The following is a 26,738-nucleotide window of genomic DNA, read 5'->3' on the forward strand; positions in this document are numbered from 1 at the left end:
ACATCCTCCAAACCGCCTAGATGTTCCATAATAGATTTTATGCAATTAAGCCATTGATTTCGGTGGGTTCAAGGATGAAGTGCGACTTGCGATAGATACCAATGGGTTGTCACTCGCAAGGAATGGCTCATGAGACGGACCTACTCCCAAATCGATATGGATGAACGTCGCAGGATCGCTAAGTGGCGAGCGGCTGGCCTGAGTGCCACTGTTATCGCCGAGAAGCTTGGGCGGCATCGCTCGACGATTTTCCGTGAGCTCAGCCGCAATGCTTTCGAGGATGCGCAAATGCCGGAGCTCAGCGGCTACTACTGTGTCACCGCCAATGAGATGGCACGTGAGCGCAGAGCCAAGCTGCGCAAACTTGCTCGGTTTGCGCATGTGCGCCGTTCAGTGATCGAGCGGATCATGCATGGCTGGTCGCCGCAGCAGATCGCCGGCCGCATGCGGCTGGAGCGTCATCCGATTTCAGTCAGCTACGAGACGATCTACAAATTTGCCTATTCGGCAGACGGCCAAGCGATCAAGCTATGGCGGCATCTGCCGGAACGACGTGCAAGGCGTCGACCGCGGCATGCCAGGCGGCGCTACGGCCGCCGTTTCAGCCCGGAACTCAACATTCTCCACCGTCCGGACACTGTCGCGGAGCGCAAGCAGTTCGGTCATTGGGAGTGTGATCTCATTCAGTTTCGCAAGAAGTTAGGCAAGGCCAATGTGACGTCGCTGGTTGAGCGGGTCAGCCGCTTTGCCGTATTCCTGCGCAACAACGACCGCCAGTCGCGGCCGATCATGACCGGGCTGATCCAAGCTCTCCAGTCCCTGCCCCATCTCGCCCGCCGGTCGATTACCTTTGATCGCGGCACGGAATTCACCGAGTGGCCCTATCTGCAGGCTGGCATTGGAACGCAGACATGGTTCTGCGACCCACAGTCGCCTTGGCAGAAAGGTACCGTTGAGAACACCAATCGTCGTGTTCGCAAATGGCTTTCGAGAGACGTTGATCCGCTTTCGATCACCGACGGTGAACTGAAGGACATTTGCGATCGGCTCAACTCGACACCGCGGAAGTGCTTAGGCTACCGAACGCCCGCGGAAGTCTTCCGGAAGAAACTGCTCGCGCAAATGCGACGTGTCGGTTAGCGTTGCACGCGCAAGTCGCAGTTAGGCATGAACTCACATTCATTGTTTAACTTTTCGAAGCCCTGAGCGTCGCCAGATAATTTTGGACTGTGGTCACGCATTCTTGGACTGTGCACCCATAATTTTGGCTTCATGCTCCCTTCTGCCCTAACAACCGTTCATTTCGAGGCTCCAGACGCCAATCGATGTCGTTGCTCCATGCTCGGCTGCGCGATTTCCGTCGATTTATTTGATCGTGTCGCTACTTTTTTCGCAAACTAATAAAGATGTGGTTCGCTGTGGTGCGTTGAAACTTAATACAATAGCCAAGACTATGTTCTATCTTCGTTAGTAAATATCGTATCGATAATAAGTACAGACACCCACTAAGTTATCGAACGCCATCCTCAAGGTCTCGTTTCGGTCAATTTGACCCTTGGAATAGCCAGCCACACGGTTAGTTAGGCTGTTGCACCCATCAAAACGTACCAATCCGTGCGCACCAAAGCGTACCAATGCGCCATATGGTGCGTACCATCCTGCGCCGCGCTCGGCCATCTCCTCTTCTGGGCGGCGCTCACGGTCCGCCCTTCGACCTGCAGGCCGCGAAACACATGGCTCAACAAGCAAGAGCCGTCGCTCTCGATCCTATTGAATTGCATTTCCCTTCGCTGCAAAGATGTCCCGGGGCGGAGGGAAATCGATGAGATCGCTGATAGTGCTTGCAATCGGAATGGTGGCGTTCGACGCCGCCGCCGCCGACTATCCCACCACTGGCATGCTCTATAACCAGCAGGAAGACGCTGACCTAAAACTGCACGCTTCAGGCGGGTCAGCAGCGTCTCAGGTGCGAGTTCATCCAGACAGCGGTGCGAAAGAAGGCGAAGCCAGCCGATCTGGAAAAGAAGCTCTATGAAGCCCGCAAGAACTATCCGGGTGCTGTGAAGGAATTCTCCGATCCCAAGGAATGCAACATGGTGGGCGCGTGGCTCGGCATGGCCACCGGTCAGATTTCAATTGATGCCGTCCTCGCCCGCAATCCCGGAATCACGACGGATGCCGCGAAGTTCAAGGAAGGCATGATCCGTCTGCAAGAGGACGCGAAGGCGAACCCCAGTATGCTCGACACGTTCCGCGCTCTCGCCGGCATGTGCGATCATCCGACCGAGGAGAACTTCCTAAAGATCACAAAGGCCGACCACGACAAAGGTCTTCGGACCTGCCAGGTCAGTTCGAATCCGTTCGCGCAGGAATTCGTCTGGGTTTCCGACGTCGGCAACGGCGGCGCGTGGGTGGTATCATCGCAGCCCGAAGGTCCATGTGGCGTCGTCCAGCTTTCGCGGTTCGAGAAGGACCAGTCCCACACCTCAGCCCTGTTCTGGCGGTACATTGCCAGGAAAGCCGCAACCAATCCGTCGGGCACTGTGTTGCCGGGACTGAGTTGCTCAGCAGTCGATCAGGGCGAATACGTCTAGTGCGAGTTCGTCGAGTTCAGTCCGATCTGACTAAACTGTGCTAAAACAAAAAAGGCCGGGGCGGTCACGAAGTTGCCTGTGACATGCGCAGTAAAAAGCCCTGAAAGAGCCAGGAAGCCGAGCGTATCGACGTAGCCGCCATTGAAACTCAGAAGGGTGGGAAGGGAGGGAAGCTTCATTTCTTGAGCTCTATTTCTGTTAGGTTCCGCGACGTTGCTCGCGACGTGGCTCCAGTTTTGACGCCAGATGCCGGCTTCAACAATTGCATCAATTGTTTCGAGTTCATTGCCCGTGGCGGCATAATGGGCTGGGCGGCTGAAGCCGCCCTGCCCAAGTCTTCGTTAAGCTGCACCTGGTCGAGTGATCGTCAGGAAATGGCGTACGACGGGTTTGTCCGGACCAACATGATAGGCCAGCACCTTGCCCTGCAGGTCAGCGTCCGCATTGGAGACCCGCTTGTGCTGGCGAAGATGTTCAGCCCAGGATTCCACCATGAACCATTCGACGATCTTCTCCGGATCAGCCGAGTCCTCGGTGACACCCCAGCCATAGGCACCATCGCGGCGGCGTTCGTTGGAAAGATGATCGATGGCGTGCAGGAATGCGCTGCGGTGCTGCTTCTCGACCTTGTACTCGATCAGGATCAGAACCGGACCACGGTCATGGGCAACGGGTTCCGCAACAAGCGGCTCAGGCCAGTGGTTGGACGGCACCATGTCGGCATCGCCTGCAGGAAGCTTCACGCGGTCCATGACGAACCCGGCCACAAGCAGTCCGGCGGCTCCGATGAGCAGGGTCGATTGGATGCCGACAGCCTCGCCGACCGCGCCCCAACCAAGGCTCCCGGCAGTCATCGCACCATTGAAGACGGTGAGGTAGACGGCGAGGCCGCGACCACGCACCCAGTTCGGAAGAACAGCCTGGGCCGCGCCGTTGAGCGTGGTCAGAGCAGTGATCCATGCCGCACCAAGGAACAGAAGAACGATGATGGCAACGATCTTCGGCGGGGCGAGTGACAGGACACCCATGATGGCAGCGGTGGTCAGCGCGGCGCCGAGAAGCAGGCCGTCAGAACTCAGGCGTTCGCGCAGCTTCGGCATGACCAAGGCGCCACCGATCGCACCAGCTCCGACCGCACCAAGCAGGATGCCGTAGAAGCTGGCATCACCACCCAGCAACTGCCGGGCGACGAGCGGGAGGAGCGCCCAGACGGCGCTGGCGAAGGCGAAGAAGATGGCGGCCCGCAGCAGCACGACATGCAGCGGTCTGCTGGAGCGGGTGTAGCGAAGTCCGGCACGGAAGGCACCGAAGAAGTTCTCCTGAAGCGCGTCGTTTGCATTCTTCGCCCGTGGCCACCAGACCAGAGCTGCGATCACCACGGCGTAGCTTGCGACATCCGCGCCGTAGGTGATTCCGGCTCCAAAGGCTGCGAGAAGCAGGCCGCCCGCAGCGGGCCCGATGGAGCGGGCAATATTGATGCCGAGCGAGTTGAGCGCGACCGCGCTCTTCACGTCCTCACGCTTCACCAGTTCGGGAACAATGGCCTGCCATGTCGGCCCCATCAGAGCAGCGCCAATGCCGCCGAGGAAGGTCAGACCGATCAGCGCGCTGACCGACAGCATGCCCGTCTGGGACAGGACCACCAGGGAGATGCTGACGGATGCCAGCAGGAGCTGGACGGCGATCAGGAACTTGCGGCGATCAAGGGTGTCGGTGAGAACGCCCGCCGGAATGGCAAGCAAGAAGACCGGCAGGGTTCCGGCCGCCTGGACCATGGCGACTGCGGCCGGCGATGCCGACAGATCCGTCATCAGCCAGGAGCTGGCGACGTCGCGCATGAAGCTTCCGGTGTTGCCAAGGATGGTGGCGATCCAGAGAACCGCAAACACAGGCTGTGCGAGTGGCGCGAAGGTTCCGCCGGATGCTTTTGCGGCGCTCATTTGCCTGCTCCCTTGGTGAGGTCGAATGCGGCGACGAAGAGGAATGCGCCAGCAAGGCCAACATGTTCAAAAAAGGCGTTGGTCGCCATCATGCGGTCCATGCCGGGCGCCATCTCCCAGAAACGGAGGGCGATGAGCGTTGCCATGAGCGTGAAGGCCGCGAGGGCCAATGCTCCAGCCCAACGGAAGAAGCCCGAGACCACCATGGCAGAAGCCGTCAGCTCGAACACCATGACGGCGACCGCGAAGAAGGCGGCTGGGTGGAGACCGAAGTGGTCCATTTCGGCCAGTGCGCCGTTGAAATCGAAGATCTTGGTGAGCGGGCCCTGGATGTAGGCGGCGCAGAGCGCAAGCAGCGACACGGTTCGCGTGACCGGAGAAGCGGCGATGCGTGTCAGACTGCTTCGGACTGGATTCGAAATATGGGATTGGTGGGTCATATCTGCTCCTGCATGTTCGCCGATCTGATCGAGCGGCTGCGTTTGATGGGGCGATATTGGCTGGTCACCGTCTTGCCAACAATTGCAGCAATCGTTTCGATTTCATTGCGGTTTTTGAAATTATTGGACGGTCGCTCGGGCGGCGACGTGGCCGCCCGAGCGCAAAGCTCAGTTTAGACCGCCCAGCAGGAGCAGCCGAGTGCGCCGAAGAATCCCTTGAGGTCGGCGATCGGAAGTTTGGATGTCCAAGCCCCGGCATGGTCGTGACCGTGCACGCCGCAATCGCTGGCGCATCCGCATGTGGAGATCGCCGTGCGGCGCAATGAACGAGCGCCCGCCCCTTCCGGTTCGCCCCAGGCGGCATAACCGCCGAACTTGCGGACAGGAGACCAGTCTGGCATCGCAGGCGGGATGTCGTTCTCGTCGAGCGTCTTGAAGTCGCCCGCGCCGTAGACGATCTTGCCACCGACCATCGTCAGTTCCGACACGAGGAAGGAGATCTCATCCTCGGCGCAGGAGAAAAAGTCCTTGTTGGGTACCACGAGGTCGGCGAACTGGCCCTTCTCGATACGGCCCTTCTTGCCCTCTTCGTTCGAGAACCATGTGACCTTTTCGGTCCACATGCGCAGCGCCGTCTCGCGATCGAGGCAGTTTGCACGCGGGTAGAGCTGCATTCCGCCGACTGTCTTGCCGGTCACCATCCAGGAGAGCGAGACCCACGGATTGTAGGAGGCGACGCGGGTGGCATCCGTACCTGCCGAGACATTCACGCCCTTGTCGAGCATGCGCTTGATCGGCGGCGTGGCTTCCGCCACTCCATGGCCGTAGCGCTCAACGAAATATTCGCCCTGATAGGCCATGCGGTGCTGAGTGGCGATGCCGCCACCGAGTGCGGCGATGCGGTCGATCGAGCGATCCGAGATGGTTTCGGCATGGTCGAAGAACCAGTTCAGCCCTTCGAGCGGAATGTCCTTGTTGACCTTCTCGAATACATCGAGGGCGCGGGAGATCGTCTCGTCATAGGTGGCGTGGAGACGCCAGGGCCAGCGGTTTTCTGCCAGTACGAGGACGACCTCTTCCAGCTCGCCTTCCATTTCCGGAGCCATTTCTGGACGGGGCTGGCGGAAATCCTCGAAGTCGGCAGCCGAGAAAACCAGCATCTCACCGGCACCGTTGTGACGGAAGTAGTCGTTGCCCTGCTTGTATTTGACCGACTGCGTCCAGTTCAGGAAGTCCTGTTTCTCTTCCTTGGGCTTCTGGGTGAAGAGGTTGTAGGCCAGACGCACCGTCATCTGGTTCTCATCGGAGAGCTTCTGGATGACCGCGTAGTCGTCCGGATAGTTCTGGAAGCCCCCGCCCGCATCGATCACGCCTGTCACGCCGAGGCGGTTCAGTTCGCGCATGAAGTGACGGGTCGAGTTGACCTGGTAGTCCAGAGGAAGCTTCGGCCCCTTGGCCAGCGTCGAGTACAGAATGCCCGCATTCGGCTTGGCCAGCAGCATGCCCGTCGGGTTGCCGTTGGCATCGCGCGTGATTTCGCCGCCGGGTGGGTTCGGCGTATCGCGGGTGTAGCCGACGGCACGCAGGGCCGCGCCATTCAGGAGTGCCCGGTCGTAGAGATGCAACAGGAAGACGGGGGTATCGGGAGCGATCGCATTGATCTCCTCGATCGTCGGCAGGCGCTTTTCGGCGAACTGATGTTCAGTGAACCCCCCGACGACGCGCACCCATTGCGGCGCGGGCGTAATCGCCACCTGGCGCTTCAGCATGTCCATCGCATCGGCGAGCGACCGAACGCCGTCCCAGCGCAGTTCCATGTTGTAGTTCAGGCCGCCGCGCACGACGTGGGTGTGGTTGTCGATCAGACCCGGCAGGACGCGCTTGCCCCTGAGGTCGACGATCTTCGTGTTGGCACCAGCCAGCGCCATAATCTCGCTGTCGGATCCGACTTCGAGAAACAGGCCATCCTTGATGGCGATCGCCGTGGCGTTCGGATTGGTCCGGTCGAGGGTCGTCACGCGGCCGCTGTGGAGGATCAGGTCGGGATGCATGGTGTCTACTCCGGTCTGGTTGGGATCGGCGGCTTTCGCCGGGGAGAAGAGGTTCGAGAACGCCAGGCTCGACGCGCCCCCAAGAAAGGATCGACGAGTCGTCATCAGCTCCGCTCCTCCGCTTTCGCCTCCGCCTGATGGGCGAGGTCGATAAGATCGCCGCCCTTAGGCAGGTGGCCGAACATGTGTGGCTTGATCTGATGAAGCCATGAAACGGCTGCTGGCTCCCTGCTCCACAAGGTCTTTGCGAAAGGGATGATCTGTTCACCGACGAGAATGCCGAGAAGGCCGACCAAGGCGATGACAGGCGGAGCCGGCGAGCGGACGTTCAGGAGGCTGTAGACGATGCCCACAAGCAGACCTGCACCGAGAGAAAGAAGATAGATTTTCACGGGATGCCCTCCACGGTTAGAGAAAGGCCGCTCCGACGGGGTTATCGGAGCGGCCTGATCAGCCCCTTACTCGGCGGGGTTCGGGCCGATGCGCTTGCCGTGCTTGACGCGTTCCTCTGCGCCGTGAACCATCGTGTAGGCGTAGTCGACGCCCATGCCGTATGCGCCGGAATGCTCCTTCACGAGGGTGGTGACAGCATCGTAGGTTTCCCTGCGAGCCCAGTCGCGCTGCCACTCGAGCAGGACCTGCTGCCAGGTGACCGGGATCACGCCTGCCTGAACCATCCGGTCCATCGCGTATTTGTGTGCGTCGGAGGACGTGCCGCCGGAAGCATCCGCGACCATGTAGATCTCATAATCTGGAACATCATGCAGGGCCGAGAGTGCGAAGGTGGTGTTGCAGACCTCGGTCCAGAGACCGGAGACGACGATCTTCTTGCGGCCCTCGGCGGCGTTCTTCGCCAGCGCGTCACGGACGTTCTGGTCGTCCCAGGAGTTCATCGACGTGCGCTCGAGAATATCGTTCTCCGGGTAGACGGCAAGCAGTTCCGGAAAGGTGTTGCCCGAGAAGGATTGCGTCTCGACCGTGGTGATCGTGGTGGGGACGTTGAAGATCTTGGCGGCCTTGGCGAGGCCGACGACATTGTTCTTCAGTACCTGGCGATCAATCGACTGGACGCCGAACGCCATCTGCGGCTGCTGGTCGATGAAGATGAGCTGGCTGTTCGCGGGGGTCAGGACTTCGAGCTTGGACATGAGATTTTCCTCTTCGGTTGTTTGGACCGCGAATGCGGCGGGTTATAAACTGGGCAGGGCCTGTTGGTCGGACACCATGTCCTGGAACACGGCTCGTAAGGCCCTGAGTGGGTCGAAACCAATGCTTCCATTCACTGGTTGCCTCGGCTGCTGAAAGGAAACGTAGTGTGGTTTGCGCTTGTGCGAAATTGGAATATTAATTGCGAATGAATTGCCTTTATCGCAATAATTACTCTGGCGTTCGGTTGACCTGCGAACGTCGCACGAGGCTGCGCAACGCGACCATTCGGTCCAAGATTTGCTCAAGAAAATTTCCTTCGGACAGGCGGCTCCGAGGTAGTTTGCAGTGTCACTGTTATTCGGCGTGGAGCGATTTGGCTGAATTCGATTGGGGCGAAACAGCCCGTGGACAACAGGGGAGCGGTGTGTGAGCCGCGAAATGCTTGGCAGTCTGCCATTGAGCATTGACGCGACTAGATGGTGACTACGCGGTACGCGCAGGGGTTCCATATCGCGATTACTTTGTCTTCTGCTTACTCTCAACAGCGTCGCCCACTCCGCGCCGTCTGTCCGACGATGGATCAAATCAGCCGGGGGAAATATCTTCAAAGGAGAGATGGGAGAAGCCCGTGATTGTGGAGTAACCATCCATGGACATGGACAAAGCCACTAGGGTGTGCCGGTATCATGGTCGTAGGCAGAAAACACGCCCGCAACCCAGTCTGCAAAGACCCGATACTTAACGCTCGGAAACCGGCCCGCTGGCCTTACTATGTGAACAGGATAACGTGGTGGCGCCCAATCGGTCATGATTGGGACCAGGGCGCCACGAGCGATATGGGGCTGTGCCAAGAATTCAAATGTCTGCCCGATGCCCAGTCCTGCTAATATTCCATGCAAATGCGCCGTCGCATCACTGGTGGAGAGCTTGATGGGGCTGTAAATCTCGATTTTCTCATCGCCTTTAATCAGTCGAACGGGTGCAGCTTTCAGACTACGTGCATAAAAGTACTGCACGAAAATATGATCACGCTGCAGATCCGATGGCGAAGCTGGCACGCCGTGTTTTTCCAGGTACCCCGGGGTTGCGCAGGTCACTATCTCAACGCTGCATAACTTCCTCGCAACAAGAGATGCGCTGGGCAGATCGCCGGCACGAATGACGCAGTCTATGCCCTCTTCGACAATGTCGGCCTGACGTTCTGTTACACCAAGATGCAACTCGATCTCTGGATAGAGCGCGTAAAACTCTGGCAACCGAGGGATCAGAATCGCGTTCGCGAAGGTCCCTCCTACGTCAACCCGAAGTTTTCCCCTGGTGGCTAGGCGCCCACGGGTCGCCTCATTGTTCATTTCGTCGAAATCGGCGATCAGGCGAATGGCGCGCTCGTAGTAAGCAACTCCCTCAGGTGTCACGGTGACTGAACGTGTCGTGCGTTCGAGCAGTTTGAGGCTCAAGCTTGCCTCGAGATCCTGAACAAGCTTACTCACGGTCGACCGCGGCGCTCCCATCGTGTCTGCAGCCTTTGCAAAGGATCCGGCCTCGACGACGCGAACAAAGGCTCTGATCGCTCCCAATTGATCCATTGTCATCTCTCCATCGAATGTGTGCGAATGCCTTGGGGCTCAGTTATCGATCAGTTGCAAAGGGCATCAGGCGTAAACGAATGTTTGAAGATCTTCCCTGCAAATACCCAGGGCGCGGCCGGGTAGACATGCGGCGTCCAAAACTCGAAATGCCATCAGTTTGTCAGGCACCCAATGGCTCGAGATTTGCCTGGATCTGATGGCGGAAAGCTTCATATCGGCCCGGTAGCTTGAGTGCTTCCCCAAGGTGAGCCGTGTCTTCGTCGCGATTGAAGCCCGGTTCATTGGTGGCGACTTCGAACAAAATGCCGCCCGGCGTGCGGAAGTAGATCGCCCAGAAATAGTCGCGGTCGATGACGGGCGTGACCTGATACCCGGTATCCATCAGCGCTTTGCGCACCTCAAGCTGCTTCTCTCGGTTGTCGACCGCAAACGCGATATGGTGTACCGAACCCGCACCCTGACGCGCAAAGGGCGTTTTCGGCAGCGATGCGAGATCGATCGTATCCGCTCCGTTGCCATTGGGGATGATGAAGCGAGTCACGTCGCCCTTCTTCTCGGCGCGCTGGTAACCCATGAAGCCGAGAAGCTCTTCCGTCGCTGCGGTGTCATGCAGGCTGAAGCGAGCGCCGGCGAAACCGCGGATGGCCGCATCGTCGGGAATTCCATCCGCCAGCCATGGCGCGCGGTTGTCGTCTGCGGACTCGATCAGCGCAAGACCGTCGCCATCCGGACCCATGAAGCGAAGACGGTTGGCGCCGAAGACAGTATCCTTTTCCAGACCGTCGACACCTTGAGCCGCGAAGCGATCCTGCCAGAACTTCAGCGAGCCCTTTGGAACCGAGAACTGCGTCTCACCGACCTCGCCTACGCCCGGACGCCCCAGCATCATGTTGGGGAACGGGAAGTAAGTCATGACCGTCCCGGCTGAACCGTTCTCGTCGCCGTAATACAGGTGATAGACGCTCGGGTCGTCGAAGTTGACTGTCTGCTTGACGCGGCGCAGGCCCAGCGTGTCGGTGAAGAAGCGGTTGTTCTGCCGCACATCCGATGCCATGGAGGTCACGTGATGCAGTCCCTCGATATCCTTGATCATGTCGATGCCTTTCATCGGGCGTTGGTGCTTCATGTGTTGATATGAATTTAGGCTGGTTGATCCTCGTCGAGAATTGCAATATTTCTTGTGATTGAATTGCCAATTTTGAAACAATGAGATGAACGACTACAAAGCCCTCCGAACCTTTCTGCTCGCCGCTGAAAAGCGGAACTTCGCTCAGGTCGCCCGCGAACTGGACATGACACCCGCCGCGGTGACACGGGCGATCGCCGCTCTCGAGGCGGAACTTGGCGTGCAGCTCTTTGTGCGCACGACCAGGCAGGTGTCCTTGACGACCGACGGGGCGATCTTTGCCGCACAGATCCAGCCTGCGGTGAAGACGTTGGAGGACGCTCGGCGCGAGGTGATGAACGCTCACAAGGCAGATGAGGGGCGGCTCCGGATCAGCGCGCCGACGTGGTTCGGCAAGGCCGTGCTCCCGCCAATCCTTTCAGGATTCAAGGAGCGCTACCCGAAGATGAGCTTCGAAATCTCGCTGTCGGATGGATTGGTGAACATCGTCGATGACGACTACGATCTGGCGATCCGCATCTCCTCCCAGCCGTCCGACAAGTTCACGATCTGGCGCAAGATCAGGGTGGTGCCGCGCATCCTGGTCGCCGCCCCCGGGAGTCGGTTCGTCGACATGCAGCACCCAAACGAACTGACACCCGATGACTGCCTCGCGTATAGCGGCGAAAGCCGGCGTGAGAACTGGGTGCTGTCGGACGGCGGATCGAGCATGACGATTTCGGCTGGCCGGGCCTTCAGCGCCAATAGTGGCGAGGTTCTGGCGGACATGGCCGCCGACGGTGCGGGCGTTTCCATGCTACCGGGGTTTCACATCGCCGAACACCTGCGCACCGGACGCCTGGTACAGGTCTTTAAAGGATGGGCACCCCCAGAGTTGTGGCTGACGCTTTATTATCCCCCATATCAGGCCCTGCCTCCCCGGATCGCATCCTTCTCGAAGTTCTTCGAAGAGCAGGTCCCGGCGCACATGGTCATGCTGGATTGACGCTCGGTTAGGACGACGACCTCAGGCTGCTTCTTTGCCTTGATCCGCTCGGCCACGAGCGCCTGCAGATGCCAGAGGTTTCGGTCTCAGATCCCCTCGGCCTCAAGATCAACGATCGTGTTGTGCAGATATTGCGCGCATGATCCGCCCTGCCCGCAGGCGTTTGCGATGAGCTCCGCGGTGGTCTGGATTGGCAATGGCTTGGTGAGGCCGGATCGTCTGGTACTTGCCCAGAACGTCAGGGCGTTCTTCATGCCTTCAGGCGTCTGCACGCGAACCCACCGGACCATGTCGGCGACTTCGTGGTACTTGATCTCGCGCGCCACGAGCGCACGGAGATCCTGGCGGCGACGCTCTTCCGACAACCGGAGTAGCACGCCATCACACCTCCCGCCGCGTTCGAGAGCCATCATCAGGCCTGGTTGTTCGCTGGTTGCCCGCCAACGTTCGATCCTCAGCGAAAACGATCGGTGCCATCCATATGCGGATGCTCGCATTCGGGCTGTCGGCTTGAACTCAGGATTCCAGATAAGGGAACCGTAAGCGAAGACCCAAATTGGTTCGCCGTCTACCTCTCGTTTAATCCTGTCCACGAGGCAGTCAAGTTCCGCCTCGGAGAGTGGTGTCCAGCCCGGTTCGGGGCCATCGTCCAGGACGTCTCGCAACGTCAGGGCAACAAGCTCTGGGGTCAACAGCATCATGGTCCCGTTCAGAAATTCGTTCTGTGTTCAATAAAAGATCGGAGCCGCGATTGCTTTCACATCGCGGCTCCGATCTTGTTTAGGCCTGAACGAAGGCCAGAAGATCGGCGTTCAGCACGTCGGCATTGACTGTCAGCATGCCGTGCGAGAAGCCTGGATAGGTCTTCAGCGAGCCGTTCTTCAGAAGCTTGGCCGACTTCAACGCCGAGTCCGCGATCGGAACGATCTGGTCGTCTTCACCGTGCAGGACGAGCGTCGGAACCGTGATCGCCTTCAGGTCTTCCGTCTGATCGGTTTCGGAGAAGGCCTTGATGCCGTCGAAATGGTCCTTGGCACCGCCCATCATGCCCTGACGCCACCAGTTCTGGATCACACCCTCGTGAACCGCCGCGCCATCACGGTTGAAGCCGTAGAACGGACCGGCCGGAACGTCGCGGAAGAACTGGGCGCGGTTGGCGGCGAGCGCCGAACGGAAACCATCGAAGACTTCGATCGGCAGGCCTTCCGGATTGTCATCGGTCTTCAGCATCAGCGGCGGTACGGCGGAGACGAGAACCGCCTTAGCGACGCGGCCGGCGGGCTGACCGTGCTTGGCCACATAGCGGGCAACCTCGCCGCCACCCGTCGAGTGTCCGATGTGGACGGCATTCTTCAGGTGGAGCGCTTCTGCGACGGCAAAGGCATCGGCCGCGTAATGATCCATGTCGTGACCATCGGCCACCTGAGCGGAACGGCCGTGACCGCGGCGGTCATGGGCGACGACGCGATAGCCCTTCGAAAGGAAGAACAGCATCTGTGCGTCCCAGTCGTCCGACGACAGCGGCCAGCCATGGTGGAAGACGATCGGCTGCGCATCCTTCGGACCCCAGTCCTTGTAGAAGATCTCAACGCCGTCCTTGGTGGTTACATATGCCATTGTCTTGTTTCCTTCGATTGGGTTGGTGGCGGGAGCAGCCGTGGCTGCGAAGCTGAGAGCGGGTGAAATTGCCATGGTCGCTGCGGCGGCGCCTGCGGAGAGCAGTGCGCCCCTGCGTGTCATGGAAAAAAGGTTCTGGGTCATCTCGCGTCCTGCGATTTCATCATTGAGAACTTCAGGCGACACTCAGTTCGTCTGAGGGATGGATAATGCGGCGGGATTCACGAACCTACAATTGCGATAATAGTTTCCACTTTATTGTCGATTCGCAATAATGCGCGTGGCTTCATATCGTGGGGTCCTGCTTCTGACCGGCGATGTGCTGGCATTGTGGTCGCTCTGGCAGTTACGTGCGGAGCTCGTGAAGAAACACGGATCCAGCGTTACGTTCGGCAGGTTAGGCTGTGATCGCTCGGCGGATACCAACGGTGACTGTTGCGAAACACGCTTCCCATGCCCGAAAGCCTAATCAGGAGCCCGCTGACCGCTCGTCGTCCCTCACGCTCGCGTCCAGCTCAACGAGGAGCGCGTCCGACTCTAGGCACCCGCAACAGATGCCGCACCCGTCTTCGTCGAAGTCGCTCACGCTTCTTGCCCGGCGGCAACAATCGCAGATGACGGTGCCGCGACCGGAACGGGCCGGTGCCAGAATCTCAAGTACTGCGCACGCCTTCCGATGCCGCGTGAGGATCTCTTTCGCCCGGTCAAGCTGCTCCTGCAGAATGCCATCGACCCCGCGCCAGCAGCCTTGGATCGAGATGGCCGAATCCCTCGAGGTGTCGTCGGCTGAGGTCTCCGTAGGAGGCAAGCTTTTCGCCCATCCCATATGATCGCTCGAGGGCAATCGCCGTCTTCGTCGCCTCGAAGAGATCGGACAAACGGCTTGTGACGCACTCAATCGTGGTCTTTGCTTGGAGCTGCGTTATGACGGCTTCTCGCGCATCGTCGAGGTTCATGCCGTCGGAACCACGAGGTATGGAAATGACGTTATGCGTGTTAGGCAGGTGCGAGGAGGAAGCAACAGCGGCGGTGATAAGGTCATCGCCTGGCTCTCCGATGCGAGATCTAAGTTAGACAATCGCGGCCCAAGGGATTGGTGCTGGTGCTCAATCGAAATCGTTCATGCCCTACTCGAGGCAGATCGTTATCACTCAAATCCCTAGTCAAATCCCTAGCCCTAGTCCCTTCTTCAATCCTCGGGAGAGCTCGTACTTTTGGCTCAGCTCCGCCCGGTGCGCCCGATCGACAATGCGAGCGACGTCGTTGATATGGTCGATCTTCGCTGCGTCGGCCAACCCGAGCCGGTCAAGCTCCTTCTTGAACGAACGTGGGTCCGAACTGCCGAAGCGCTGTTCGAGAGCACGGGCGATCCTCCTTGCCTCCTCAAGCGCCTCTTTTCCTTCTGGACTTCGGGCCAGCTCTTCCACGAATTGCGCCTTCTGCGCTTGCGGCAAATCGTCGAGCTCCTTCAGCATGCCTTCGCTGCGCGGAGTGAGACCGGGAACTTCGACGACGTCTCGCTTCTCCCGCTGCCAGGTCTCAGCGCCGCGCTCCGCATTCAGTCGCCGCGTCCAAGTCTCGGCCGCGGCTGCAACGTGGTTGCCAAAGGCGGGTGCGAAGTGGCGAGCCTCCTTGCGCTCCCTGCTCTCGCCAAACAACCCTGCCCTGCCCCTGAGCTCACTGAACTGCTCCGGGCGTCCGGCAACAGACTTCGCAAGCGCGTCGCCATTCATGCCCTTTTCGACAATGGCGAAAGCGATCTTCGCAGCGGCACCATCTGGATCTTGATAGATCTTGCGTGCGAGCGATCGCACCGTTGCAATTTCGCGGTCGAAGTTGGGTTTAGCTTTTTCGCGGGCAATGTCGTCGACGCTGCGTTCGTAGGAGGTGATTGCCGGGACAAGCGGCGCCACTGTTTGGCGCTCCCCACCTGGCCCTTCTGTCGACACTCGATCGTCCGTTGCCTTCGACAAACTTGCCTGCGACGTGAGCTCATGGACAGGCGTAATCTTAATCTCGCTGGGAATCCCAAGCTGCGCGGCCAGTCCCCGCCGTTCGGCAAAGGCACCGGTATAATCAAGCGTGGTTTCCTTCACTCCTGATCGTCCCATGCTGAGGCTCAGCGTCTTCATGTCTTTCAGCTCGTCGCGGCCGGCGTAGAGCTGGACCTCGTCGCGATGGCGCGTCATCGCCACGTAGGAAAGATGACGGTCCATGGTGCTCGACGCCATGACAAAGGCACGGTCGACCGTTGCCCCTTGAGACTTGTGAATGGTGGTGGCGTAGCCATGGTCAAAGCTCTGGTAACTGTTGACCGGTAGGGAGATGTCGCGGGCGCTCTTGCCCCCGCCAGTTCCGCCGTCGAGACATATTTGTAGTGCGTCCGGCTCGACGGCGATCACGGTCCCGAGCATGCCGTTCTTCACCCCGAGTTCGCGGTTGTTCTCGAGAAGCACGATGCGATCGCCGCGGGCAAATGAGCGCTCGCCTTCATTGGTCCGATAGGCGACTTCCTTCCCAAGCAAGACATGTCCTTCGACGCCCTTCGCCAACAGCCCACGTTCTTGAAGACCGGCGCGAATGTCGGCATTAATCGCCCTGACATCCACCCGCCGGTGGGCGAGTGCGATGCGTGAGCCTAACGGCCGTGCATCGTTGTCGACGAGATAGTCGCGCACCAGTGCCGCTCGCGCTTCATCACGAGTCTCACGAAACTGCACCGCACCGTGCTCATCATAAAGTGTAAGGCCCTCCCTCGTGCGATGTGTCGCAAAGGCGATCGATGCTTCGCGCTGCCAGGCTGTCTGTTGCCGGCGAATTTCCGAGAGTTCGACCGCGCCGACCTGTTCGACAATCGCGCGGAACGGCGAGCCGGCGCCGATCGCTTGCAGCTGTTCGTGGTCACCCACCAGGACGATTTTGGCGCCAGACACCTCGGCCTGCTTGACGAACCGCGCCAGCTGACGGCTTCCGATCATGCCGGCCTCATCGATGACGAGCACGTCGCTGCTTGAAAGCAGACCCTTGCCATTCTGCCAGCCGTATTCCCACGAGGCGAGCGTGCGGGCCGCAATGCCGGATGACTCCTCCAATCCTTCGGCAGCCTTGCCGGCAAGCGCGGCACCATGCACGCGGTAACCTTGGGCGGCCCACGCCTGGCGCGCGGCGGCAAGCATCGTCGACTTACCTGCGCCAGCAAAGCCGATCACGGCGGCAATCTGCTCAGAACCCGTGATGTGATGCACAGCAAGTCGCTGTTCATCGCTTAGCCCCTCACGCGCCATCGGTCCGTCGCGATCTACCGCTCGTCCACCCCCAGGTTGCTCCGACATTTTGGAACTGGACGCAGAGGCGTTTGCCTGAATGGCCGCGTCTTGAACGCTCAGCGCCCGCTCGACATGCGGACGATCGACCGGGTGCCTGGCCGATTGGCTCATGCGCGCCGCACCCGCCGCCATCGTGTGCTCGATTTCCACCATCTCACGGGTCGAATAGCGGGCAAGCTCGGTCTCGGTTTCAGGCTTCAGTTCGACAAGCGCCGACGATGCCATGACCGCGGCAAAGGCGTTTCTGAACCGTTCCGGATCGTCGATATAGCGATGCAGCGCGCGAGCCACGTCGTGACGATCGAACACGCTCTTCTCGCCGGTGATGATCGCCAGCACCTGCTCGGGTTTTTTGCGGATCAGGTCGGCATTTGATCGCGCCGCCTTCCGGTCAATCCGTTCGCGCGAGACGTCCAACCCGCGTCGATCCATCTGCGAGGCGTGAACGCCCATATGCACGGTCGGCTCGATCTCGAGACCACGTTCCAGATGAGAACGATGATCGACCCGAACGTCCAGTCCGAGCCGGGCCAGATGTCGGTTGGTGTGGTGCTCGAAGAGCTCTCTGATTTCGCGCAGCTGCATGTGCGAGCTCGGGTGATCGTTGTTCAGCAGCCATTTGTTCTCGCGCTCGAGCAGCGTCTTCTCACCTAGCCCCTCTTCCGTCGCCACCCGCGTCGTCATCACCACATGCGCGTGGACGTTTCGGATGTCGGTATCGCCCTGTGGCTGGTGAATGGAGAAGTCGACGGCGGCGCCATAACGGTTCGCGAGATCACGGGCAAAGTCACGTGTCAGCGCCAGGCGATCACTCGCACTCATCTCATGCGGAAGCGCCACTTCGAACTCACGAGCAACGCGCGCATCCTTGCGGTTCTCGGCTTTCTCCACCGCATTCCACAGCGCCGAACGATCGAGCGCCCAGGCCGCCTCGACCCCATCCGGCAGAACGATTTCGGAATGCTCGACACCTTGCTTGCGGGTGAAGTCATGCACGATGCCATCGCGCTCGTTGACGATCTTCGTCGCGGTGCGATAGGCGATGGCGGCAACCGCGCTGCGGCCACCACTTCTTGCGATCGGCTTCATGCTGCAATGGTAGATGGCCAAGTGACACCCTCCAAGTCGCACAACCATAACAAGCGCTGAGTTGCACAGCAACTCGTAAGTGCGCCCTTTAAAACTTCGTTCGCTCCGCTCCCTGCGTAGGGGATCATGCAAGATGCACCGTTCCCATGCCAATTCAGGGTTGTGCATTCCGCACTATCAAATACCTTCGGATACAACGCGCAATCGCAAAACTCTTCGCCGGTACAATCATGAGGAGGATCTCGTGGCCCGCAAATCGATCAACCAGCGCCTCGCCGAACTGGAAGAGCGCAAAAAGACGCTGAAGGCTCGGCTCGGAAAACAGGAACGTGCGCAGGACACGCGCCGCAAGATCCTGCTGGGGGCGTTGGTGCTGCATCGACTGGAGAACTCCAACGATGCCGAGTTCACCCGCCGACTGAGAGAATGGCTGCAACGAGAACTGCCCGGCTTTCTCGTGCGTGACGGCGACATGGCGCTGTTCGACGACATCCTCGGCGGGGCTGACAACGGGGTGAACACTGGGGCGGCTGAATGAAGATCACCGCGTTCCTGAATTCGCTGATGAAGGCACCCTTCCTTGCGATCATCGCTGCCATCCTCGGCTTCGTCTTTTCGGCGCTGATCGTGCTTACGAACTTTGTCGTACACTTCATCGCTGGGGCTGAACACGGCATTGCCAGTGACATCGTCACTGCCGTCGCCAAGCACCTTCCGATCGTGTTGGGCGTGCTTGGATTTTTTCGCTGCCTTCGTCGCGGACGACTTCGCCACGTCGGTCTTCGGAACGGCGCGTTGGGCGAGCGACCGCGAACTGAAGGCGCTGGTTGCTGAGGGGAGCGGCCTGTTGATTGGACGCGATCCGACGACAGGAGGGCTGTTGCGTTACGACGGGCCAGCCCACCTTCTGACGATGGCACCGACGAGAACCGGTAAAGGCGTTGGCACGATCATCCCGAACCTCCTGACCGCCGAGCGCTCGATCATTTGCATCGACCCGAAAGGCGAAAATGCTGAGATCACCAGCGAGGCCCGCGCGCGATTTGAACCCGTCCATATTCTTGGTCCCTTCGAGGCCACCGATCAGAAATCGTCAGCCTACAATCCGCTCGATATGCTCGATCCCGAAGGCCTCGATGTTGCCGAAGTCGCAAGCACGCTTGCCGATGCACTCGTCTATGACGAACCGGGTATGGGTGGCGAAGCGCACTGGAACGAAGAGGCGAAAGCGCTGATCGCGGGCTTGATCCTGAAGATCGTCGTTGCGGAATCTCCAGGGCGCCGGCACCTTGGAACCCTGCGCGAATATCTGACCCTGGCGCCCGAACGCTTCCTGGCGCTGATGGCACGAATGCAGGAGATGGACGAGGCCAACGGCCTGATAGCCCGGACAGCTAATCGCCATCTCAGCAAGTCGGACCGTGAAGCCGCGGGCGTGCTGTCGGCTGCCCAGCGCCATACCCATTTTCTCGACAGTCAGCGCATGACGGCGGTGCTCAACCGATCGGAGTTCAGCTTCGCTGATCTCAAGCATCGCACGGTCTCGATCTTCCTCGTTTTGCCACCGGATCGGCTTTCGACCTATGCCCGTTGGCTTCGGCTTCTCGTCTCGCAAAGCCTCGGTGCTATGGCGCGTGAACGCGCCACCCCTGCCCGTCCCGTGCTCTATCTTCTCGACGAGTTCGCAGCGCTCGGCCACCTCGCGCCGGTCGAGCGCGCCATGGGGCTGATGGCTGGATACGGCGTTCAACTCTGGCCGATCCTGCAGGACATCCACCAGCTGCGCGCGACCTACGGCCGCCGGGCTGGAACCTTCCTGTCGAACGCCGCCGTGCTGCAGGTGTTCGGCGTCAATGACATCGAGACGGCGGAACTGATCGCGCGCACGGTCGGCAAGACGGATGTTAACTACATCACCCAATCCTGGAGCAAAGGCGCCACATCCAGTGCCGAGCATATCGCCGCGCGCGACCTCATCAACGCCGACGAGATTTTGCGACTGTCGGGAAAGAAAATGATCCTGCTGCGCCAAGGAAAATTACCAGCCGTCGTCACCAAGATCCGCTACTTCGAAGACAGGGAGTTCGACGGTTTGTTCTCGCGCACGACATAGCATTGCCTGCAAGCCTTGTGTTCCGGCCTGCACGCTATAGATGCTTCGGAACTGGATTGATGGCGTCGGCTCATGATGTCGATGACGTATCTGGACGACGACATTTACGGATTGGCTTGAACTGCGATGGGTGAAAAACCAGCGACGACGAAAACTCCCCGAAAGGACTTCGGCCCGGTTCTCGCGCGGGAACGGGATGTCGCCAAGACCGAGGCGATCAACGCGCTTCTTATCCGGCCGATCGCCATCCTTCCGGCCAAGGTCGGCGATCCAATCCGACCATTTGCGCTTGGGCTTTGGAACGACATCCGCCCTCTCCTCAAACCCGAGATCAGCGTGACGGCTCTGCGCAAGGCGATGGCAACCTACGTGCACTCGCGGAGCTACCAGATCGCGGTCGCGCGATCCGGCTCCCTCCGCCATGACATCAATGGCCAACCTGTTGAACCTGTCTCGGATGTCGACCGACTGGATGCGCTAAAGAAGTACGAAGGCTTCAAGGCCCGGGATGGATCGAGCACTTTACCGCCGGCTTCTCCTCTCGCAACTTCAGCGTCAAAGCGAGGTGCGATCCGCGCTCACCTCCTCCGGCGGAAGGACGCTCCGCGCTGAACGCTGGAGCCGCTGGCCGGCGGAGCAGGCGCAACACGAATGCACCGGCATTCGCTTGGCCGCTCATCACGAAAATGAATCGATGGCGCGTGATCGATTCATAAGTGTCGTTGGACGGGCGCGTAGGAACGCGCGACTCTGGGCTCATGATCACGCAGCCCTATCGCCTCTACATCGAACGCAAGGATGCGACCCGCAACATGGCGCGATTCTATTCGCTCGAAATCGGCAGCAACCTGTTCGGTGAGGTTTGCCTCACCCGCCGCTGGGGACGTATCGGGACGCTCGGGCAGACGGCAGCCCATCAGTTTTCAAGAGAGGATGAAGCGATCCGCCTGTTCCTCGATCTTGCTCGCCGAAAGATCAGGCGTGGGTATCGGCCGCGGACAGAGGCGCTGTAGACGAGGCGTCCGCTTGTTTGGTCGCCCCGCTTGCGGGGCCGACTGCCAAAATTCCGCCAGGCTGGATCTCGCAAGCAAGACCCAGCCTGGAAGCAAACAGATGAGCGGCACCCTCTCTATGCGGCGGCTGGATCTCGCTCCGTCGCCGCGACCAGGCCGGGCTGCAATCCGTGCAGGTAAGCAACCGCGCGTTCGGCGTGAGCGGCCATCTGGAACACGGCGCGCTTGTCGTTCTTCAGGACCTTGAGCCAGGAAGCGATGTACGACGCATGGTCCTCGCGCGGTTCGATTGAAAGAGCCAGGTCGGCCGAGAGAAAGACGCTGCCGAGCTCGGCGACCAGTTCTTCCCGGGCATAGCCTTCGTCGCCCCACTTCTCGCGGCCAAGGTTACGGTCGAGACGCGTGCCCTTCAGCGTCCAGTGAATGCATTCGTGCCCAAGTGTCGCTGCATGCGCCTCGGCCGATACGAAGGCCGAAAACGGCGGCATTTGGATGAAGTCGCCGGCGGGGTGATAGAACGCCCGGTTGCCGCCATGGCGGATGTCGGCCCCGAGATTGCCGAAGAACTGGTCGGCGGCGTCGATGCGCTGTTTGTCCTCGCTATTGTTCGGCTCGGTCTGAATAGCGTAATAATGCGACGGCAGTCCATCGATCTGATCGGCGTTGAAAACATTGTACCCCTTCATGAACGGGATGCGGCGCTCGACCTCTTCGCCATCGTCGTCGGTCTCTTTGCGCTCAATCGCATTGGCATAAACGACGAGGGTGGATTTCTCGCCCTTGCGGACGTTCGCGCCCAGCTCCTGCGCCTGCCGAAACGTCATCCAGTAAGTCGAACCGTAACCGCGCTCGGCCGCCGTCATCCACAGCAGCACCGTGTTGATGCCGCGATAGGCAATGCCGTTGTGACGAAGTGGCCGAACCGGCGTGCCGCCGGCGCCCCATGGCTGCATCCAGGGTCGTGTGCCCGCCTCCAGCTGCTCGACAATGCGCGCGGTGATGCGTTCATAGATGTCACTGACGGTCGTGGTGGTCTCGGTTGCCTTTGCCTTGCCCATGTCCTTGCCCTTTCCTTGATCTCGCGAAGCGGGAGCCGTTTGCTCCTGCTTCCCGAGCTCGGGCGGACCAGCGGGGGATTGGGGTGCAAGCGGCTGCGCGGGGACCCGGCTGCACGGAACGCAACGTCAGTGGAGTGGAGGAAGCTGGGCGGCAGGCGCTTGAAGGGGCGAAGGGGGCGGAGCCTCCCGGCCCCTCCCCTTGCGTGCGATGTCGCGGCTGAAGCCGCGTCACCCGGGATGACGGCGTCTTCGAAGAGGTTGCTGGGCGGAGAGTTTCGAGATGTGCACTCGGCGGCCGCCGGCCACCAGCTCACCCGTTTGCGCGATTGCGGGCGACGATCGCGTTGAATAAGCTCCGCGCCATTGCGACGTCCGCACAACGAGGTTGATTATGGCAATTGGTACGGTGAAATTTTTCAATCACGACAAGGGTTACGGCTTCATCTCTCCCGAAAACGGCGGGACAGACGTGTTCGTCCGCGTGTCAGCGGTCGACGCGGGAAGCCTTCTTCGCGATGGTCAAAAGGTCATCTACGACATTGGCCAGGATCGCAAGACCGGAAAATCGAGAGCCGAAAACGTCAGATCAGTCTGAGTTGGCTGATCCGGACCGTGGTCGCCGATGGTGGGCGGTCGATCTTTTAGCAGTGAAGCGTCGCGATGAAAAACAGTTTCACCGCATTCACTTCAGGCCGCCAGGCACTCTTCGCAAATGCCACAACCGTCCACGTCCATTTTCGAGGCACGATGCTTCTTTTGACAGCACAGGCAGGTCGCGGTGTTCCGCTCGCGCCCGAGATCCCCCTGGGGCGGGATGAATTTGATGTCATGGTCGGAAAATGCGTCTGTCGGCGATTGATCCATCTCGAGGCTCCGTGTCGAGGATGGCCCCTGAGATAGGAAGCTTCGACGCGGACGCAAGTGTGTATGAGCGTTTCTCTCGAGGCATCCGTACACCCGTCTATGCTCACGGGCGGCAGCGCAACGTTCACTGGTTCGCGCAGCCTGGAAGGAGCATTCAGCCAAGGTGTCCCCCACAGCTAGTAAACTCATCCCGTCTTGTGAATTTGATCTTTTGGTTTGGAGAAGCGCACGCCGGCGCCGCCACCGTTTTCTGGGATGAACTCTATTCCAGCGACTTCGAAGGCAGCTCGTATCGCGTCCAAGGTTGCCGCATACCCGGGACGCCCAGCTTCAATCCGCGAAACGGTGGCCGCCGTAATATTGGCGCGATTTGCCAAATCGCGGACACCCCATTTTAAAGCGGCCCGTGCCATTCGGACTTGATCGGCTGTCAACATTATAACCTTGACATAATCTTTGAATGATTCAAACTCTGTGTGACGGTTCACTGCAGCCACGCACGGTGCTTGCGACACCTTGCGTGGCCTGACCGCAATTCAAGCTATAGGGAGCTCGGATCATGGCTGATTCTGAGATTAGCAGAACTTTGCCTGCAATTACGCGTAGAAAAGAACGCGCGGAGAACCACCCCCCGGAAAACCTGCCGCACCAGATCGATCGTCGGAACCTTCTTCCCGTTGCCGCCGGCCTCCTCAGCGCACGGATCGCAGAATTTGGCGGCGGTCCCAGAGAGAGCGGCCCCACTCCCGTGAGAGAACTTTGGCCCCAATGGTACGCGTGCCAACAGCATTGCGCGCGAGCCACTCGTCTTCGAAAGAAGCATGCCACGGAGATGCTAAAAGAGGTCGGCGGTTCTTCGGTCGGCTCTTTCGCTGATCGCCGCACGCGAGTCGATGGTGGACAACTGTCTCAGCCAAGGGCCGAACTTCGCGAACGTCGGAAACTATGGCAAGAGGCCGACCAGCGTCTTGGCTACAGTGCGGCAGCCGCCCTGGAACAGGAACTCGCGGAGCAAGCCGGGGTGTTGGGGCGGGTGATGTTGATCATGCGCCCCTCCTCGCTCATCGAAGTCACCGCAAAGCTTCATTGCCTGATTGTCACGCATGATCCGGGCCTCAAGCTCGAAGATCCTCCCTGGCCAGAGCTGCGAACGATGTTGAAGGATCTCATTCGCATTGCCGGGGCGCGCAGCTCAAAAGCATCTGCCTCGCGCGGCTGATGACGCGCGGACGAACCAAGCAGAACTTTCACTCGGACTGGAAGGGCGATCAGGATGGACCTTGTTTATTCTGGTGAGACAGCAAGCGTGCGAGAGATTCTAAACCTGGCGGCGCAATACAAGGACGCCGCCGTCAAACTTGGTGAGAGTTCATCGAAATCCAACCACATTCCGCGACGCCTCCTGGCTCTCCATGCAATCGAGCTCTATCTGAATGCTCTACTGCGCGCCCAAGGCGCTGATCACGAGACGATCCGTGACATTCGGCACGATCTTGGCGAGAGCACCCGAATAGCCGTGGCTGCCGGGCTTGTCCTGCGCAAACGTACGCTGGCGCACCTGGCAGCTCTCTCCGCAAGCAACGAGTACCACGTCATCCGGTATGCCCCAGAGCTGACAATCAAGCTCTCGCAGGTGAACCGGGTTATGGCGACGCTCGACGAACTCGCGCAAAAGGTGCCAAGGATGTTGAGGATCACGTCGCACTCGCAGAATGTCTAGATTCCGCAGTAGTCTCCTGGCATCCACGGTGCGCCTGCCGTTACGACGGTGGCGATCGGCGGGACACAATCACAGTTCAACAAAAGCCGTCTCGCTCCAAGCGGCCGCCGGTGGACAAGTACGGCGCCGCTTCGACCGGAGACCGCGTTGTTCACATGAACCGTTCGAGCATCCTTCGAAGCTGTGCATTCTCCTGTTGCAGCCGTCGCGCCAGAAGTCCTTTCAGTCTGCGGTTTTCCTCCTGGAGCGCGGCAAGATCGTCGACGGAAACTTGAATTGGGGTATCCAGGGTCTTGCTTCGTGCGGGGCGAACGCGCGCTGGCCGCGGGAGCTTCGAAATTTGTGGCACCGCTGTCGTCACCGGCCTCACATCAACGAGCGAAGCTTCTTCAGAAGGATCCGGCAAAACTGTCACCTCTTCCGGCGCAGTATTCGGGTTGAGGCGTGGGACACTATCGAGCGTGATTTCCTCCTGGGCGCGGACCTCCGCACCCTGCTTCGGAGCAAGGTCGACCGCTCGGCCGTCGATTTCAAACAGGTGCGGAGCCTCACTCTCAGCCTCGCGCGCAAGCGCCTTCAGATCGGTATCGCCCCAGATAGAAGGCGCTTGAACTGTCGAGCGTCGGCGAGACGATTTGAATTCGACGATAAACTTTCGCTGCTGTGGTTTCATCGGTATCCAATGGACAGGGGCGATAGGCCAGGGCATGGCATCAAAACCGCTCGAGCATCTTCTTGAGTTGGGCGTTCTGCGAAGACAGTTTTTCTGCCAGCTGCCGCCTCAGTTGTCTGATGTCCTCGTCCAGTGCGAGAACCTCTTCGGAAAAGGTTAATGGCGGCACGTGGACGTCGGCGTCATCCTGTCCATACTCGACGCCAGCGGGCACCGCAACATTCCGGGCGCTCGATCTCCTGGCTGGGGCTTGCCGCTTGATTGGCGGGTTTTCGGGCAGATCTTCACGTTCGCCGGCGGGTGTCCGATCAGCCGAAACGGTTGACGGCTCGTTGCTACCGACTGCTTCCTCGAAGATGGAAGATGTTTCGACGTTGCGATCGCTTGCGGCCAAATTCGACGCTGCCACCGCCGGCGCCGCGGCATCATCGGGCGAAACGATCGGCACTGCGTCAGGAGCTGCAGTCGGCGTTGATGACGCCTCGTCTAGCTTTGCGACCTCAGCGGCAGTCGCGCTCGCTGGTTGCTCGGCCGCTCTCCCTCGAGACGCCAGATCAAGCAAGAACTTCCATGGTGATTTCATGATACCTCGTCACCCCGGGCATGACCGCCCGTCCTAGAGATGTGATGACGAAGGCCGACCGCAGAAACGATCGGCCTCTCACGAAATGCTCAGGCAATTCCGAGCCGCTTGCGCAGATCGGCGTTCTCCGCCCGCAGTTTCTCGCCAAGCGCCTTGCGCAGCCGCGCATTCTCTTCTTCGAGCTGAAGGAGATCCGAGATTTCGTCCACGACTGAAGCCGGTGCTTCAGCCGACGATTTCGGCGCCGCGCTTTTTTCGCTGGCCTTTGCGACGCCCTTTGCCCTGGTCTTGGCAGCAGCCGTAGACTGTTCCGCAGCCTTCAGGTCGGTCGGTTTTTCCTTGGGCTTCCTGCCTCTCTTGGCCTTCGGCGGGGCACTTGCCTCTTCCGAGGCTACGTCCGAAGCGACTTTCTTCGCCCGCGGACCGCGCTTTTTGGGCGCGGCCGCTTCGGCGGCGACAGCGCTGTCGTCCGGTTTGATCTCGTCTGCCATGAGTTGTCTTTCCTCTCCAAGCCTACATACTTTTCCGATGGGCGAAGCGCGGAGTCAATGATTGCACCGGTCAACGCCGTCGAGACCTCGGTATCGGTGCTACATTGCGTGGCGCTGTCGCACACGAACGAAAACTGGGTTGGCGGCAGCACAGCCGGAAGCGATGGAAGCCAGGCGACGCCCCGCAAGGACATCGCGGAACGTCGCGTCTTAACGAGGCACGGTAATCCCCCCGTTTTCAACGGGGCTCCGCGGTAGAATTCACGCGGCGATTTTCAGTTTCTGTGCGGGCGTGATGCCGCCGATGCCCATATTGG

Annotated in this window: 27 protein-coding genes and 2 pseudogenes; 13 read left to right on the forward strand and 16 right to left on the reverse strand. The window is 59.8% G+C overall.

Annotation, left to right across the window (positions count from 1 at the left end):
* The first annotated feature begins 129 nt into the window (after positions 1–129).
* The 3 genes from ABIE33_RS33005 (at position 130) to ABIE33_RS33015 (ending at position 2,594) form a co-directional block, all read left to right on the forward strand.
* A complete protein-coding gene (locus ABIE33_RS33005; protein ID WP_429132911.1) occupies positions 130–1,140 on the forward strand; it encodes an IS30 family transposase in 1,011 nt (336 codons plus the stop codon).
* Between the two features lie 682 nt (positions 1,141–1,822).
* Positions 1,823–2,035, forward strand: coding sequence for a hypothetical protein (locus ABIE33_RS33010; protein ID WP_429132913.1), 213 nt, complete (start codon positions 1,823–1,825; stop codon positions 2,033–2,035).
* Complete coding sequence (locus ABIE33_RS33015; RefSeq protein WP_429132914.1) at positions 1,989–2,594, forward strand: hypothetical protein; 606 nt, start codon at positions 1,989–1,991, stop codon at positions 2,592–2,594. Before ABIE33_RS33010 ends, ABIE33_RS33015 begins: the two co-directional genes overlap by 47 nt.
* A gap of 53 nt (positions 2,595–2,647) precedes the next feature.
* Here the strand turns inward: ABIE33_RS33015 and ABIE33_RS33020 are convergent.
* The 3 genes and pseudogenes from ABIE33_RS33020 to ABIE33_RS33030 all read right to left on the reverse strand — a co-directional run.
* Positions 2,648–2,773 (reverse strand): annotated as a pseudogene (locus ABIE33_RS33020) (DUF1275 family protein); the annotation flags it as partial.
* Positions 2,774–2,935: 162 nt separating this feature from the next.
* Positions 2,936–4,534: an MFS transporter gene (locus tag ABIE33_RS33025; protein ID WP_429132916.1), complete on the reverse strand. Its 1,599-nt coding sequence runs from the start codon at positions 4,532–4,534 to the stop codon at positions 2,936–2,938.
* Positions 4,531–4,974, reverse strand: a complete 444-nt coding sequence (locus tag ABIE33_RS33030; RefSeq protein WP_429132919.1) for a DoxX family protein — start codon at positions 4,972–4,974, stop codon at positions 4,531–4,533. The genes ABIE33_RS33025 and ABIE33_RS33030 overlap by 4 nt, the downstream gene beginning before the upstream one ends.
* A gap of 12 nt (positions 4,975–4,986) precedes the next feature.
* Between ABIE33_RS33030 and ABIE33_RS33035 the strand changes: the two genes are divergently transcribed.
* Positions 4,987–5,151: a hypothetical protein gene (locus tag ABIE33_RS33035; protein ID WP_429132921.1), complete on the forward strand. Its 165-nt coding sequence runs from the start codon at positions 4,987–4,989 to the stop codon at positions 5,149–5,151.
* Here the strand turns inward: ABIE33_RS33035 and ABIE33_RS33040 are convergent.
* The 5 genes from ABIE33_RS33040 to ABIE33_RS33060 form a co-directional block, all read right to left on the reverse strand.
* The gene (locus ABIE33_RS33040; RefSeq protein ID WP_429132922.1) at positions 5,148–7,130 is read right to left on the reverse strand and encodes an amidohydrolase; all 1,983 of its coding nucleotides are present in this window, start codon (positions 7,128–7,130) and stop codon (positions 5,148–5,150) included. The genes ABIE33_RS33035 and ABIE33_RS33040 overlap by 4 nt on opposite strands.
* Positions 7,130–7,417, reverse strand: a complete 288-nt coding sequence (locus ABIE33_RS33045) for a XapX domain-containing protein (RefSeq protein ID WP_112853634.1) — start codon at positions 7,415–7,417, stop codon at positions 7,130–7,132. Before ABIE33_RS33045 ends, ABIE33_RS33040 begins: the two co-directional genes overlap by 1 nt.
* A 66-nt stretch (positions 7,418–7,483) precedes the next feature.
* Complete coding sequence (locus tag ABIE33_RS33050) at positions 7,484–8,173, reverse strand: hydrolase (RefSeq protein WP_429132925.1); 690 nt, start codon at positions 8,171–8,173, stop codon at positions 7,484–7,486.
* A gap of 669 nt (positions 8,174–8,842) precedes the next feature.
* Entirely contained in the window at positions 8,843–9,760 is a 918-nt protein-coding gene (locus ABIE33_RS33055) for a LysR family transcriptional regulator (RefSeq protein WP_429132928.1), read from the reverse strand.
* A gap of 163 nt (positions 9,761–9,923) precedes the next feature.
* Complete coding sequence (locus ABIE33_RS33060; protein WP_429132964.1) at positions 9,924–10,856, reverse strand: VOC family protein; 933 nt, start codon at positions 10,854–10,856, stop codon at positions 9,924–9,926.
* Between the two features lie 118 nt (positions 10,857–10,974).
* On the opposite strand from ABIE33_RS33060, the gene ABIE33_RS33065 reads away from it, so the two are divergent.
* Complete coding sequence (locus tag ABIE33_RS33065; RefSeq protein WP_429132931.1) at positions 10,975–11,874, forward strand: LysR substrate-binding domain-containing protein; 900 nt, start codon at positions 10,975–10,977, stop codon at positions 11,872–11,874.
* An 86-nt stretch (positions 11,875–11,960) separates the two neighbouring features.
* Here ABIE33_RS33065 and ABIE33_RS33070 read toward each other — a convergent pair whose 3' ends face one another.
* The 3 genes from ABIE33_RS33070 to traA all read right to left on the reverse strand — a co-directional run bounded on the left by ABIE33_RS33070 (position 11,961) and on the right by traA (position 17,927).
* Positions 11,961–12,572, reverse strand: a complete 612-nt coding sequence (locus ABIE33_RS33070; protein WP_429132967.1) for a gamma-glutamylcyclotransferase — start codon at positions 12,570–12,572, stop codon at positions 11,961–11,963.
* Positions 12,573–12,654: 82 nt separating this feature from the next.
* Positions 12,655–13,491 (reverse strand): alpha/beta fold hydrolase, encoded by an 837-nt coding sequence (locus ABIE33_RS33075; protein WP_429132934.1) that lies wholly within the window; start codon positions 13,489–13,491, stop codon positions 12,655–12,657.
* Positions 13,492–14,654: 1,163 nt separating this feature from the next.
* Positions 14,655–17,927: a Ti-type conjugative transfer relaxase TraA gene (traA, locus tag ABIE33_RS33080; protein ID WP_429132936.1), complete on the reverse strand. Its 3,273-nt coding sequence runs from the start codon at positions 17,925–17,927 to the stop codon at positions 14,655–14,657.
* 223 nt (positions 17,928–18,150) lie between these two features.
* On the opposite strand from traA, the gene ABIE33_RS33085 reads away from it, so the two are divergent.
* The 5 genes and pseudogenes from ABIE33_RS33085 (at position 18,151) to ABIE33_RS33105 (ending at position 21,032) form a co-directional block, all read left to right on the forward strand.
* Positions 18,151–18,444: a mobilization protein gene (locus tag ABIE33_RS33085; RefSeq protein WP_429132939.1), complete on the forward strand. Its 294-nt coding sequence runs from the start codon at positions 18,151–18,153 to the stop codon at positions 18,442–18,444.
* The gene (locus tag ABIE33_RS33090) at positions 18,441–18,740 is read left to right on the forward strand and encodes a hypothetical protein (protein ID WP_429132940.1); all 300 of its coding nucleotides are present in this window, start codon (positions 18,441–18,443) and stop codon (positions 18,738–18,740) included. Before ABIE33_RS33085 ends, ABIE33_RS33090 begins: the two co-directional genes overlap by 4 nt.
* A pseudogene (locus ABIE33_RS33095) lies at positions 18,691–20,019 on the forward strand (type IV secretory system conjugative DNA transfer family protein); the annotation flags it as partial. The gene ABIE33_RS33090 and the pseudogene ABIE33_RS33095, both read left to right, overlap by 50 nt.
* A 126-nt stretch (positions 20,020–20,145) precedes the next feature.
* A complete protein-coding gene (locus ABIE33_RS33100; RefSeq protein WP_429132942.1) occupies positions 20,146–20,631 on the forward strand; it encodes a ProQ/FINO family protein in 486 nt (161 codons plus the stop codon).
* A 146-nt stretch (positions 20,632–20,777) separates the two neighbouring features.
* Positions 20,778–21,032 carry a WGR domain-containing protein gene (locus ABIE33_RS33105; RefSeq protein ID WP_429132945.1) on the forward strand — a complete coding sequence of 85 codons (255 nt, stop codon included), beginning with the start codon at positions 20,778–20,780 and terminating at the stop codon, positions 21,030–21,032.
* Between the two features lie 116 nt (positions 21,033–21,148).
* On the opposite strand, the gene ABIE33_RS33110 is transcribed toward ABIE33_RS33105, so the two are convergent.
* A complete protein-coding gene (locus tag ABIE33_RS33110) occupies positions 21,149–22,090 on the reverse strand; it encodes an ArdC family protein (protein WP_429132947.1) in 942 nt (313 codons plus the stop codon).
* A 391-nt stretch (positions 22,091–22,481) separates the two neighbouring features.
* Here ABIE33_RS33110 and ABIE33_RS33115 point away from each other — a divergent pair, with 391 nt between their 5' ends.
* Positions 22,482–22,685: a cold-shock protein gene (locus ABIE33_RS33115; RefSeq protein WP_429132950.1), complete on the forward strand. Its 204-nt coding sequence runs from the start codon at positions 22,482–22,484 to the stop codon at positions 22,683–22,685.
* 454 nt (positions 22,686–23,139) lie between these two features.
* Here ABIE33_RS33115 and ABIE33_RS33120 read toward each other — a convergent pair whose 3' ends face one another.
* Positions 23,140–23,367, reverse strand: a complete 228-nt coding sequence (locus tag ABIE33_RS33120; RefSeq protein ID WP_429132968.1) for a helix-turn-helix domain-containing protein — start codon at positions 23,365–23,367, stop codon at positions 23,140–23,142.
* Positions 23,368–23,513: 146 nt separating this feature from the next.
* On the opposite strand from ABIE33_RS33120, the gene ABIE33_RS33125 reads away from it, so the two are divergent.
* The gene (locus ABIE33_RS33125) at positions 23,514–24,173 is read left to right on the forward strand and encodes a hypothetical protein (RefSeq protein ID WP_429132952.1); all 660 of its coding nucleotides are present in this window, start codon (positions 23,514–23,516) and stop codon (positions 24,171–24,173) included.
* Positions 24,174–24,227: 54 nt separating this feature from the next.
* Entirely contained in the window at positions 24,228–24,674 is a 447-nt protein-coding gene (locus tag ABIE33_RS33130; RefSeq protein WP_429132954.1) for a hypothetical protein, read from the forward strand.
* 151 nt (positions 24,675–24,825) lie between these two features.
* Here ABIE33_RS33130 and ABIE33_RS33135 read toward each other — a convergent pair whose 3' ends face one another.
* The 3 genes from ABIE33_RS33135 to ABIE33_RS33145 form a co-directional block, all read right to left on the reverse strand.
* A complete protein-coding gene (locus ABIE33_RS33135) occupies positions 24,826–25,347 on the reverse strand; it encodes a hypothetical protein (RefSeq protein WP_429132956.1) in 522 nt (173 codons plus the stop codon).
* A 40-nt stretch (positions 25,348–25,387) separates the two neighbouring features.
* Complete coding sequence (locus ABIE33_RS33140) at positions 25,388–25,930, reverse strand: hypothetical protein (RefSeq protein ID WP_429132958.1); 543 nt, start codon at positions 25,928–25,930, stop codon at positions 25,388–25,390.
* A gap of 89 nt (positions 25,931–26,019) precedes the next feature.
* Positions 26,020–26,421 carry a SyrB-like regulator gene (locus ABIE33_RS33145; protein ID WP_429132959.1) on the reverse strand — a complete coding sequence of 134 codons (402 nt, stop codon included), beginning with the start codon at positions 26,419–26,421 and terminating at the stop codon, positions 26,020–26,022.
* Positions 26,422–26,738: the final 317 nt, after the last annotated feature.

Origin of the sequence: Ensifer sp. 4252 (genome assembly GCF_050434565.1) — a bacterium.
GTDB lineage: Bacteria > Pseudomonadota > Alphaproteobacteria > Rhizobiales > Rhizobiaceae > Ensifer.